Source organism: Amycolatopsis sp. cmx-11-12 (assembly GCF_046269425.1).
Lineage (GTDB): Bacteria > Actinomycetota > Actinomycetes > Mycobacteriales > Pseudonocardiaceae > Amycolatopsis.
This window is the reverse complement of the sequence record NZ_JADNQM010000009.1, coordinates 43615-55730: the sequence shown is the minus strand read 5'-3', so window position 1 is coordinate 55730 and position 12116 is coordinate 43615. Positions and strand designations below refer to the sequence as shown.

The 12116-nt window shown below is 67.3% G+C and carries 13 protein-coding genes; 3 read left to right on the top strand and 10 right to left on the bottom strand.

The features are described from left to right. Positions 1-86: 86 nt before the first annotated feature. The 9 genes from menC to ACLARN_RS14740 all read right to left on the bottom strand — a co-directional run bounded on the left by menC (position 87) and on the right by ACLARN_RS14740 (position 10083). A complete protein-coding gene (gene menC / locus ACLARN_RS14780) occupies positions 87-1193 on the bottom strand; it encodes an o-succinylbenzoate synthase (RefSeq protein WP_409491954.1) in 1107 nt (368 codons plus the stop codon). Then, positions 1190-2074: a GNAT family N-acetyltransferase gene (locus tag ACLARN_RS14775; protein WP_409491953.1), complete on the bottom strand. Its 885-nt coding sequence runs from the start codon at positions 2072-2074 to the stop codon at positions 1190-1192. The genes menC and ACLARN_RS14775 overlap by 4 nt, the downstream gene beginning before the upstream one ends. Positions 2075-2105: 31 nt before the next feature. Continuing rightward, a complete protein-coding gene (locus ACLARN_RS14770; protein ID WP_409491952.1) occupies positions 2106-3248 on the bottom strand; it encodes a M20 family metallopeptidase in 1143 nt (380 codons plus the stop codon). After that, complete coding sequence (locus tag ACLARN_RS14765; RefSeq protein WP_409491951.1) at positions 3245-4720, bottom strand: amidohydrolase family protein; 1476 nt, start codon at positions 4718-4720, stop codon at positions 3245-3247. The genes ACLARN_RS14770 and ACLARN_RS14765 overlap by 4 nt, the downstream gene beginning before the upstream one ends. Before the next feature lie 228 nt (positions 4721-4948). After that, positions 4949-6286 carry a GH1 family beta-glucosidase gene (locus tag ACLARN_RS14760; protein ID WP_409491950.1) on the bottom strand — a complete coding sequence of 446 codons (1338 nt, stop codon included), beginning with the start codon at positions 6284-6286 and terminating at the stop codon, positions 4949-4951. Positions 6287-6312: 26 nt separating this feature from the next. Continuing rightward, positions 6313-7152, bottom strand: coding sequence for a carbohydrate ABC transporter permease (locus ACLARN_RS14755; RefSeq protein ID WP_409491949.1), 840 nt, complete (start codon positions 7150-7152; stop codon positions 6313-6315). Further along, positions 7145-8029, bottom strand: coding sequence for a carbohydrate ABC transporter permease (locus ACLARN_RS14750; protein ID WP_409491948.1), 885 nt, complete (start codon positions 8027-8029; stop codon positions 7145-7147). The genes ACLARN_RS14755 and ACLARN_RS14750 overlap by 8 nt, the downstream gene beginning before the upstream one ends. Further along, positions 8029-9342, bottom strand: a complete 1314-nt coding sequence (locus ACLARN_RS14745; RefSeq protein ID WP_409491947.1) for an ABC transporter substrate-binding protein — start codon at positions 9340-9342, stop codon at positions 8029-8031. Before ACLARN_RS14745 ends, ACLARN_RS14750 begins: the two co-directional genes overlap by 1 nt. Before the next feature lie 84 nt (positions 9343-9426). Then, entirely contained in the window at positions 9427-10083 is a 657-nt protein-coding gene (locus ACLARN_RS14740; RefSeq protein WP_409491946.1) for a GntR family transcriptional regulator, read from the bottom strand. A gap of 68 nt (positions 10084-10151) precedes the next feature. On the opposite strand from ACLARN_RS14740, the gene ACLARN_RS14735 reads away from it, so the two are divergent. Both ACLARN_RS14735 and ACLARN_RS14730 read left to right on the top strand, forming a co-directional pair. Then, positions 10152-10583: a VOC family protein gene (locus ACLARN_RS14735; protein WP_409491945.1), complete on the top strand. Its 432-nt coding sequence runs from the start codon at positions 10152-10154 to the stop codon at positions 10581-10583. Positions 10584-10723: 140 nt separating this feature from the next. Beyond that, positions 10724-11203, top strand: coding sequence for a cupin domain-containing protein (locus ACLARN_RS14730; protein WP_409491944.1), 480 nt, complete (start codon positions 10724-10726; stop codon positions 11201-11203). A gap of 3 nt (positions 11204-11206) precedes the next feature. Here ACLARN_RS14730 and ACLARN_RS14725 read toward each other — a convergent pair whose 3' ends face one another. Further along, complete coding sequence (locus ACLARN_RS14725; RefSeq protein ID WP_409491943.1) at positions 11207-11614, bottom strand: RidA family protein; 408 nt, start codon at positions 11612-11614, stop codon at positions 11207-11209. A 100-nt stretch (positions 11615-11714) separates the two neighbouring features. Between ACLARN_RS14725 and ACLARN_RS14720 the strand changes: the two genes are divergently transcribed. Beyond that, positions 11715-12107, top strand: coding sequence for a winged helix-turn-helix transcriptional regulator (locus ACLARN_RS14720; protein ID WP_409491942.1), 393 nt, complete (start codon positions 11715-11717; stop codon positions 12105-12107). The last annotated feature ends 9 nt before the right edge of the window (positions 12108-12116 follow it).

Sequence of the window (12116 nt, the reverse complement as noted above, 5' to 3'; positions counted from 1 at the left end):
GTGTCAGCACCCCCCGAAGTTAAACCCGGCCTGACCGAACCGAATGGTCCGCTCCGACCAAATCTAACTCCGGAATTCGTAGCGCGCTACGAACTGATCCACGCTTTCGCCGTGGTGACCTCGTCCAGCAGATCCGGGATCGGGGTCACGCCGAGGCCCGGGCCGGTCGGGACCGGGAGATGTCCGGCTTCCAGCACGAACGGTTCGGTGATGTCCGTGCGGTAGAACCGGCCGGACGCCGACGTGTCACCGGGAAGTGTGAAGCCCGGCAGCGAGGCGAGCGCGACGTTCGCCGCCCGGCCGAGACCGGTCTCGATCATCCCGCCGCACCACACCGCGACCCCATGCGCCGCGCAGACGTCGTGCACCCGGCGGGCTTCGAGGTAGCCGCCGACCCGGCCAGGCTTGATGTTGACGATCTGGCAGGCGCCGAGTTTGATCGCGTCGGCGGCGGACCTGGCGGACACGATCGACTCGTCGAGACAGATCGGTGTCCGGATCCGCTTGGCCAGTTCGGCGTGGCCGAGGACGTCCTCCTCTTCGAGCGGCTGCTCGATCAGCAGGAGTCCGAACGGGTCCAGCCTGGCCAGCAGCGGTGCGTCACCCAGGGTGTACGCGGTGTTCGCGTCGACCTGGAGCAGCACGTCGTCGCCGAAGCGCTCCCGCACCTGGCGCACCGGCTCGACGTCCCAGCCCGGTTCGATCTTCAGCTTGATGCGGACATAACCCTCGTCCAGGTAACCGCCGACGACGTCGAGCAACTGCGGGATCGAGTCCATGATCCCGACCGAGACCCCGCAGGCCACGGAGTCGCGAGTGGACCCGAGTTCCGCCGCGAAAGACCGTTCGTGCGCGCGGAGTTCGGCGTCGAGGACAGCCATCTCCAGCGCGGCCTTCGCCATCCGGTGGCCCTTGAACTTCGCCAGCAACGGCGTCACCTTGTACGCGGTCACGTCCTCGGCTGCCAGCAGGGCCGGGATCAGATGGTTCCGCAACACGTGCTCGGCGGCGTCGTTGTACTCCGACGAGTAGAGCGGCGCCTCCATCGCGACGCATTCGCCCCAGCCCTCACCCGTCGGCGTCACCGCGTGGACGAGCAGCAGTTCCCGTTCGGCCTGCGTCCCGAACGACGTCCGGAACGGGGCCACGAGCGGCATCCGGACCCGGCGCAGTTCCACACCGCTGAGTTTCACGACTGCTCCTTCGAGATCACGTACCAGCCGGCACGATCGAAACCGGCGACCTTGGCGTTGTCCGCCATCAGTCCGCCGAGGACTTCGCGTAGGGCGACACGCCACGCGTTACCGCGACCGGGATCGGTGCGGCGTAACCGTTCGACGTCCGGGGGGACGGCGACCAGCACGGTCGGTGTGTCGGCGGACCCGATGACCGGGCCGCCGTCGGAGTCGACCGAGAGTGCCTTCGCCGCGCCCAGCGCCTCCGCGTCGATCAGGACGGGTTGACCCGAAGCGGCGGCGCGGACGTCCGGGTTCGTCAGGTCCCAGCCGACCATCAGCCGGTCGGTGTCGCCCGAGCCGTTGATGCCGTCCTCCATCGGACCGTAGAAGTCAGGCAGGTAACCGATCGGCCGCGCGCCGAGCTTCACCAGATTGAAGTAGGCGTTGCGCCGCACCAGCGGGTCGAAGGTCCAGGTGACCAACGAGACGTCCTGGAGCAGCGCCCAGCCGCGCTGGTGCAGTTTGAGCGCTTGACCGATCCCCCGCCCGGCGCCCGCGTCGGCGACCCCGGCGATATGGCTGTGCAGGCTTGCCTTCCCCGGGTTGCCGAAGAAACCGAAGCAGGCGCCCAGGAGTTCGCCGTGCTCGAACGCGCCCGCGACGTAGTTCCCGGCCGTGGACATCGCCCGGAGCAGTTCCGTGCTCACCGGTCGCGCGCCGGGCGCGAACTTCCAGATCGACTCGAACAGGCCGACCACCGCGGCCAGCTCGGCGATTTCGGTGAGCTCGCGGATTTCGACGCCCGAAGCCACGGCCGCGGCCCGCGCGGCGGCGACGGCTTCGTCGCGCACCTCCCGAGAGACCAGGCTCTCCGTATTCGTCGCAAGATTCGTCACGGGACAATCCTTTCCCGGCTCGGTGGCCGAGTCACCGTCGTGCCGTACCAGATTCGCCCGCGAGATTCGTCGCGGAGGACGGACCCCGCTTCGCGAGGACGTTTTCCACGAGCGCGGCCAGCAAAGCGGTGCGCCGCGGCAATTCCGCGACGACGACGTGTTCGTGATCCGCGTGTGCCCCGCCACCGACGGCACCGAGGCCGTCGAGGGTGGGAATTCCCATCCCCGCAGTGTAGTTGCCGTCCGAGGCGCCGCCGACCGACGCGGAGGTCAGTTCGCCTAGGCCGAGTTCGCCCGCCAATTCCTGAGCCAGCGCGAACAAATCCGCCGAGGAGCCTTCTTCCAAGGGCGGCCGGTTGATCCCGCCGGTGACGCGGACCTCCGCGCCGTCCAGAACCGGCCGGAGTTCCCGCATCGCCCGGTCGACCCGCAGCTGCTCGGCCTCGTTCCACACCCGGACGTCGACCGCCACGCTCGCGGCCGCCGGAACGGTGTTCACCGTCGTTCCCGCCGAGACGACCGTGGGGGTCACGCTCGTACCGGCTTCCGAGTCGGCGATCGCGGCCGCCGCGATGACCTGGTGCGCGATCTCGATCCCCGCGTTGATCCCCTTCTCCGGTTCGAGTCCGGCGTGCGAGGCCCGGCCGATGACCTCGATCCGATACTGGGAAACGCCTTTGCGGCGGCATTTCAGCGCGCCGCCATCGGCCGAAGCCTCCAGCACGAACGCCGCGTCGCAACCGGCCGCCGTCTTTTCGATGAGAGAACGGGATGACGGCGAGCCGATCTCCTCGTCGCCAGTGACCAAAATGGACAGTCCGGCGCGATCGGGTACCGTCGCGGCGGCGTGCAGCGCCATCACGACCCCGGCCTTCATGTCGAAGCAGCCGGGGCCGCGCAACACGCCGTCCCGCACGGAGAACGGATGAGTCTCCAGCGAACCGTGGGGCCACACCGTGTCGTGGTGCCCCAGGAGCAGTACGCGAGCCGGTCCGTCGCCGAACTGCCAGCGCAGATGGGTGATGCCGTCGACGACGATCCGCTCCGGCTCCACGCCGAGCAGTCTCCGGCCGACGCCCGCGACCACTTCGGCGCTGCGGGCGACAGCGTCGTGATCCGAAGACGGGGATTCACACCGGATCAGGGTCTCGATGTCTTCGAGCAGTTCACTCATCGCGGCTCACCCCGCAGCGGCTCCCCGGGGAAGGCGTCGGTGCGCAGGTTCCCGTCGGTGACCACCGGAACGCCCGAAACGAACAGGTGCCGGACGCCGACGGACGGCCTGATCGGGTCGACGTAGGTCGCCGCGTCGGTGATGACGTTCGGGTCGATCACGACGATGTCCGCGTCGGCCCCGACGTCGAGCCTGCCCTTGGCCCGCGCGGCCGGGGCGACTTCGTCGAGGACACGCGCCGGCAGGTAGGAGCAGCGCCGGAACGCCTCCAGCCAGGTCCACGCCTTGCTTTCCCGCACCATGAGGCGCAACGTCTTGGCGTACGTCCCGGCCGTGCGCGGATGCGTCGCGCCGCCGGGCGGCAACGGCCATTCGGTGCTCTCGCTCGTGCCGTCCTTCCAGTACACGGGCAGGGCGTCGCTGGCGACGATGGCGTCGGGGAACACGAGCGCCTGACGCAGCAGTTCGAGGTCGCGGGGGTTGCCCTCGTCGAGGAACTCCAGGATGCACGGCGCACCCGAATCCTCGGCACGCACCTGGAGCAGGCGTTTCTCGTCCGCGATCCGCTCACCCGTCTCCAGCATGATCACGCTGGACGGCGAGAGCCCCTTCATCTTCAGTCGCTCGGGCGACAGGAAAGCGGCGCCGATGCCCGTGCTGCCCGCGCCGTACGGATAGGCCTCCACGGTCACCCTCGACCCGGCCGAACGGCTCGCCTCCAGCGCGGCGAGCACACGATCGATCTGGTGACCGGACGTGCTGTTCACGTGGCAGTGGTGCATCGCGGCGCCGGTCTCGGCCGCGACGATCGCGATCTCCTCCGACCCGTCGACGGGCGTCGCGGGATCCACTTCGACCAGTTCCCGGACGTGCGTGTAGGTCGGCGCCCCGGCCTCCTTGGCGAGCCGCGCGAGAGCCACGAACTCACCAGGATCCGTCAGAGGCGCGTAACCGAGCAGCACACCGACGCCGAGCGCGCCCGCGGCAAGCTCACCCTCCACAAGGGACAGCCACGCCTTCAGCTCGGCGGGCGACGAAGACCTTTGCCAGGCAGGGTTCCCGAGCACCGCGAGACCGCTGTCGATGTTGGCGTCGGGCTCGATCCCGGCGAGCACCTGCGCCCTGGCAGAACCCCACGACGCGGAAAAACCGTAGTGCAGCGGACGTCCGGCCGCGGCGGCCTCGGCGTACGCGCGCTCGATCGGCATCAGCCCGGCTTCGAGATCGAGTGCGGTGGTGACACCGTCCATCGCCTGTAACCGCTGGCCCGCGATGGTGTGCACGTGACTGTGCAGATCGATGAAACCCGGTCCGACGACGAGCCCGGAGACGTCGATCTCCGTATCGCCGGGCCCCGCGGGCAGACCCTCCCCCACGGCGGTGACCTTCCCGCCGGATACCAGCACGTCGGCCGTGCCGTCGAACCCCGTCGCCGGATCGATGACACGACCGCCACGCAAGAGTGTCCGCATTGCTTCGCCTCCTAGGATCGCCTTGTTCATGGCGACACTAGGAGGTTTCGCGGGACGTACGTTCGTAGCGGGCGACGAATCCGCGCCACCGGATCCATCCGCCCGTACGAACCGCTACCGGGACCGCGGCTCATGTTCCCAATGTCGCATCTGAGACGCTCAGCGACTCAAATGCGACATTGGGAACACGGACTGGGAACAGCGGGAGCAGGTGACCCAAGCCCTCGCCTAGCGGTCGTGATGCTCCGCGATGATCTCGGCGTACCGATGCCCGCTCGCCTTGACCGTGCGGATCTGGGTGTCGTAGTCGACCCGCACGAGCCCGAACCGTTTGCTCAGCCCACTGTCCCACTCGAAGTTGTCGAGCAGCGACCAGGCGAAGTACCCCTTCACCGGAGCGCCGGCTTCGGCGGCCCCGGCGACCGCGCTCAGGTGCTCTTCGAGGTAGGCGATGCGGTCGGCGTCGTCGATCGAGCCGTCCTCGGCGACCTTGTCGTCGAAGGCGGCGCCGCTTTCGGTGACGTAGATGGCCCGGGCGTCGTATTCGTTGGCGAGCCGGTGGATCAGGTCCGCCAGCCCCTGACCGTGGATCTCCCAGCCCATCGCGGTGGTGGCGGCTCCCTCGACAGGCACCTGCCGGGCGCGGGGCGTGGGACCGTTCGGTTCGTCCTCGACGATCTGCCGGAAGTAGTAGTTCAGCCCGTGGTAGCCGACCGGAGCCGAGATCACCTCGAGGTCGTCCCCCACCACGGGCGGCTCGACGCCGTAGACCTCGATCATGTCCGCCGGGTAGCCGCGGCCGTTCGACGGGTCGAGCCACCAACGGTTGACGTGCCCGTCCATCCGGGCCGCCGCCTCGACGTCCTCGTTCGCGTCCGACGCGGGCTCGATCCCGCTGAGGTTGACCACCAGGCCGATGTTGGCGGGCTCGGCGGAGTTCGCGGTGATCGCCTGCACCCCGAGGCCGTGCGCCAGCAGGAGGTGATGGGAAGCGTGGATGGCCTGCTTCAAATCCTTGATCCCGGGGGCGAAACGGCCTTCGAGATAGCCGAGCCACGCCGAGCACAACGGTTCGTTGACGGTGTTCCAGTCCTTGACCCGGTCACCGAGCTTCGCCGCGACGACAGCCGCGTAGTCGGCGTAGGCGTACGCCGTGTCGCGCTCGGGCCAGCCGCCCTTGGCCTGTAGTGCCGAGGGCAGGTCCCAGTGGAACAGCGTGACGAACGGCCGGATCCCGGCTTCGAGCAGCGCGTCGACCAGCCGGTCGTAGTGGTCGAGCCCGAGCGCGTTGACCGCGCCGCGCCCGGTGGGGATCACCCGCGGCCAAGCGACCGAGAAGCGGTAGGCGTCGAGACCCAGTTGCTTCATGATGCCGAGATCCTCCGGCCAGCGCCGGTAGTGATCGCACGCGACGTCGGCGGTGTCGCCGTTCAGGACGGCACCCGGGACCCGGACGAAGTCGTCCCAGATGGACGGGAGGCGGCCGTCGACGTCGACGGCGCCTTCGACCTGGTACGAGGCGGTGGCCGCACCCCACAGGAAATCGGCGGGCAGGTGCAGATTCAAGACAGACCTCTCTTCGGCGATGCGAGTCATTTGACGGCGCCGGCGGTGAGCCCGGCGACAAGGTAGCGCTGGAGCAGGAGGAATCCGGCGACGACCGGGACGGACACGATCAGCGAAGCGGCCATGACCTGGTTCCAGTAGACCTGGACCTGGGTGGAGTACTCCTGGAGGCCGACGGCGAGGGTCCGCGTGCCCGAGTCGGTCATCACCGACGCGAACAGGACCTCGCCCCAGGCCGTCATGAACGAGTAGATCCCCACCGCGACGATGCCGGGCATGGCGGCCGGGATGACCACCCGGATCAGCGCGCCGAGCGGCCCGGTGCCGTCGACCATCGCCGCCTCGTCGAGTTCCTTGGGGATCGAGTCGATGTAACCGGCGAGCATCCAGATGGCGAACGGCAACGAGAAGGTCAGGTAGGTGATGATCAACCCGAGCCGGGAGCCGTACAGGACGATGCCCGTGGTGTTGCCGATGTTGACGAAGATGAGGAACAGCGGCAGCAGGAACAGGATGCCGGGGAACATCTGGGTGGACAGCACGGTCAGCTTGAAGAAGCTCTTGCCCCGGAAGCGGAACCGGCTCAGGGCGTAGGCCGCGAAGATCGCGATCACCACTGAGAGGAGCGCCGCCGAGCCGGAGATGACCAGGCTGTTCACGAAGTATTCGGCAAGCGGGATGGTCTCCCAGATGTCGAAGAACGGCTGGATGGTCAGTGTCGTCGGGAACCATTCCCACTTGCCTTGCACGTCCCCGAGCGGCTTCAGCGACGAGGAAACCATCGCGTAGAGCGGCACCAGGGTGAACAGGGCGAGGAAACCCAGAACGAAGCGACGGGCCCACGGGACCCAGCGAGGCTCAGACAACGGCGTTCCTCCTCCGCGCGGTCAGTCCCAGGTAGACGGTGCTGACGATGAGAAGGAACACCAGCAACAGGACCGACATCGCCGAGCCGAGACCGAAGTTCCAGGTCACGAACGAACTCTGATAGATGTGGATCGAGATCAGCGACGCCTCCTTCGGCGCGGACGCTCCGAAAAGGACATACGGCGTGTTGAAGTCGTTGAAGGTCCACAGGAACAGCACCAGTAACAGGACCTGGTTGACCGGGCGCAGCATCGGCTGGGTGATCGCCTGGAACTGCCGCCACCAGCCCGCGCCGTCGATCGCCGCCGCCTCGTACAGTTCGCCGGGGATGTTCTGCAGTCCGGCCATCACGATCAGGAACGCGAACGGCCAGTTGCGCCAGACCGAGACGACCACCAGCGACCAGAAGCTGTTGTCGCCGATGAGCCAGAAGGAATCGGTGCCCAGCAGGCTGTTCACCAGGCCGGTGTCGCGCTGGAACATGAAGGACCAGGTGATCACCGCCGCGTACATCGGCAGTGCGTACGGCACGAGGAACAGGGTGCGGAGCACGCCGCGACCCCGGAAGTTCTTCTGCATCAGCACAGCGGCCGAGGTGCCGAAGAGCCAGCAGAACCCGACCGAGAGAACGGTGTACAGGACGCTGATCCAGAACGAGCCCAGCAGCGCCTTCCCCGCCGCGGAATTGAAGTCCAGGACGAACTCGTAGTTGTCCAGTCCCGCCGCCGGGGCGGACGAGAAGTCCCGGATGGAGAACTGCGTCAGCTTGAAGAAGCTCATCACGAGCCCGGCGATCATCGGGATCAGATGGACGAGCAGTTCGAGCAGGATCGCGGGAAGCAGGAGCAGATACGGCAGTGCGACCCGGCGCCGCATCAACTACCGGCCGCGATCTGCTGATCCGCCTGGTTCAGCTGGTCCCGGATCTTGGCGTCGTCGACCGGTTTGCCGGCGGCGACGTCGGCGAACATCGCCTTCATCGCGGTACCGATCAGGGTCTCGAACTGCGATTCCTGCGGAACCTGCGGCATCGGCTCCGCCGAATTCGCGAGCACGCTCTGGAAGACCTTGACGTCCTCGGTCTGGAACGCCGCGTCGCTGTAGGCGTCCTGGACGGTCGGCAGCGAGCCGTAGGTCTTGTTGAGCAGCGCCTGCTCCGGCGCCGAGACCATGAACTTCACGAAGTCCAGCGCGGCGTCGGGGTTCTTCGTGTTCTTGAAGACCGACATGTTGATCCCCGCGACGAAGCTGGTCACCTTCCGGCCGTTCGGCGGCGCGGCGGCGGGCAGCGGGATCGGTGCGACGCCGAGGTTCGCCATGTCCATCCCGATGTTCTTGAACGAACCCGCGGAGGCCTGGTTCATGAACATCGCGGCTTTGCCGTCCGACAGGTCCTTGAGGGACTTGGCGGTGTCGGCGTACTCGGCGTTGGACGGGTTGACGATCTTGTCCTTCTGCATCAGGTCGACGAACTGCCGCACGGCCGCGACCGACGGATCCGAAGCCAGCTGCGGTTTACCCTCAGGGGTGAAGAACTGCGCGCCCTGCTGGGCTCCCAGAATCGCCGCGTGGTGGCTGTTCTCGGTGACCTGGCCCGCCTGGAGCGACATACCCCACTGACCCTTGTCGGGTTTGGTGAGCTTCTTGCCGTCCTCGACGAGTTCTTCCCAGGTAGCGGGCGGCTTGGTGATACCGGCCTCGGAGAAGAGCTTCTTGTTGTAGTACAGGCCGTACGCTTGGCCGTAGAGCGGTACGCCGACCGGCGGCTGGCCGCCCGCCCCGGTGGCCGCCAGCGAGGGGCCGAGGAAACGCGACTTTCCACCGACCTTCTCCAGCGCGGCGTCGTCGAACGGAAGGAGCGCCCCGGTCGCCTGGAGCGAGGCCGACCAGGTGTTACCGATGTTGAGCACGTCAGGCCCCTTGCCCGACGTGGTGGCTGCGAGGATCCGGTTGAGCAGATCCGTCCACGGGACGACCTCGAGCTTGACCTTGATCCCGGAGGCCTTCTCGAACTTGTCGAGTTCCGGCCGCAGGACCGCCTTGTCGTTGTCGAGACTGGTGCCCTGGTTGGACGCCCAGTACACGAGTTCCTTGGGAGCGCTGGACGACGTGTCGCCGCCGCCGCACGCCGTCGTGGCGGCGGCCGCCAGCGCCAGGACGAGCGCGGGAGCGATCTTTCCGATTCGCATCGATGGTCCTCGGGGTGAGTGGCCTTATTTCAGGGCTTGAGTTAAGACCTGGCTCACCTTGCCGTCAAGCCCCTGAACGCCGTTTCATTTCCCGGTCAGTACGTCGAGGGCTTGCCCGCGATGGACAGCGAACAGTTCGAGCGCCTTTTCGCCATCTCGGGCACGAAGAGCCGACGCGAGCCGCCGATGCTCTGCCGGGATGCTCGCGAGGTAGCCCTCGGAGTTCACGCCGATCCGGGTCAGCAGGAACAGATGCACCTGCGACCGGATGGCCTGCCACGCCTCGGCGAGCCGCCGATGCCCGGAAGCCGCGTAGACCACGTCGTGGAAGTCGATGTCGCAGCGCACCATCTCGTGCTCGTCGCGCGCCCTGTCCATCCGCTCGACGACCTCGTCGAGCGCCGCCAGATCCGCGTCCGACGCGGAAGCGACCACCAGACGGACAGCGAGTTGTTCCAACGCCGAGCGAAGACTGTCGAGTTCGGCGACGTCCACATCGGACAGTGCCGTGACGATCGCGCCGCGATGCCATTCACTGCGCACCAGGCCCTCGCGCTCCAACTTGAGCAACGCCTCACGCACCGGGCCACGGCTGACGCCCAGCGCCTCCGAAAGTTCCACCTCGCGCAGCTGCGCGCCTGGCGGGTAGGCGCCACCGAAAATGGCGTCCCTGACCCGGTCGGCGACCTCGTCGGCCAGCCCTCGGCGGCGGGCGGGGACCACCCGGCCGGGTTCGCTCATCGTCATCCTCCCTCGGGAAGGTTCGATCGTAGCGACTCTTCACTTTGTCCTAATGTTAACATTGTGACATGAGCATCCTCGACTCCCCCATTCCGCGTTTCCACCTCGCCATGCCTGTCGACGACCTGGCCGCCGCGCGCACCTTCTACGGCGAAGTCCTCGGCCTCGAACAGGGCCGCAGCTCGGACTCCTGGATCGACTGGAGCCTCCACGGGCACCAGTTCGTCACGCACCTCGCGCCGGAGCGGCCGCAACGGATCCACAACCCCGTCGACGGACACGACGTGCCCGTCCCCCACTTCGGCCTGATCCTCACCGTGCCGGAGTTCCGGAAGCTGGCCGACCGGCTTCGCGCCGCGGGCACCCAGTTCGTCATCGAGCCCTACGTCCGGTTCGAAGGACAGACCGGCGAACAGTGGACGATGTTCCTGCTGGACCCGGCGGGCAACGCTCTGGAGTTCAAGGCCTTCGCCGACGACTCGCAGGTTTTCGCCACCTGAAGGCCGTCTCCGCCGCGCCGATCGATAACATCCGCATTATCGATCGGCGCGGCTTTCCGCGTTGATCAAGGCCTGCCGCCGGGAGAAGCTTGTTCCTGTCAGCGAGCCCGCTGAACACGGAAAACCAAGGAGACACCACCATGTTCGACCCCATCCTCCTCAGGGCCGCAGACGCCGAGATCGTCAGCGACGCGCCGGGCAGCGACATCACCCTGCTGGCCGACTCGGACACCACCGACGGAGGCTTCACCGCGAACCGCGCGACCCTGAAGGACGGTGTCTTCGGTACCCCGGCCCACTTCCACACCCGCGCGACCGAGTTCTTCTTCGTGCTCGAAGGAAAGCTCCAGGTGCTCGTCGACGAAACCCTGCACACACTGGAGAAGGGCGACTTCCTCGCCGTGCCGCCCCAGGTGCCGCACGCGTTCGGGCCCGCCGCCGGCTCGGACGCCGACGTCCTGGTGACCTTCACGCCGGGCATGGCCCGCTTCGACTACTACCGGCTTCTCGACCGGGTCGCCCGCGGCGAAGCCGATCCTTCGGAGATCGCCGCGTCTTCGAAGCAGTACGACAACCACTACGTCGACAGCCCCCTCTGGCGTGCCGCCCGCGGTCAGTGAGCGTCAGTCGATGACCGCGGTCGCTTCGACCTCGACCAGGTGCTCGGGCACGTCGAGCGCCGCGACGCCGATCAGCGTGCCCGGCGGGACCGGGGTGCCGCCCAGCTTGGCGGCGGCCCGGTCCACGCCTTCGAGGAAGAGTGCGAGTTTGTCCGGAGTCCAGTCGACGACGTAGACGGTCATCTTCGCGACGTCGTCGAAGGTGGCGCCGGCCTCCGCGAGCGCGACACCGATGTTCAGGTAGCACTGTTCGACTTGGGCGGCGAGATCGCCTTCGCCGACAGTGACACCGGCGGCGTCCCAGGCGACCTGCCCCGCGATGAAGACCAGCTTCGACCCGGTCGCGATCGAAACCTGCCGGTAGGCGGGGATCTCCGGCAGCCCCACGGGATTCACCAGGGTGATGGCCATGCTGTCGTACTCCTTTGTTGGTCACTTGTGGTTACCCAGAAACTGTAGGAGAGTGTGCGGCGACCTGGAAGAACGCACTTTTTCGTGACTGGGGAACCTGATGGTGACCAAGCAGCTCAGCGGTACGGCGGACGACGCCGATCTGACGCGGGCGGACTCGCTGGCGCGGGAGATCTTCTCCGACGTCGCCAACAAGTGGGCCCTCCTGATCATCGAGATGATCGGCGACCGCACGCGGCGGTTCACCGAACTGCGGAACGACATCGAGGGCATCAGCCACAAGATGCTCACCCAGAACCTGCGCATGCTGGAACGCAACGGCCTGCTCGAACGGACCGTGCATCCGACGGTGCCGCCTCGCGTCGACTACACCCTCACCGAGGCGGGGCACGGTCTGCGGGCGACCGTCGACGGGATGTGCGACTGGACCCACCATTTCCTCGGCCACATCGAAAACTCACGTCGCCGGTTCGACGCGCCTGTTAACGGTTAACGGCCTGGC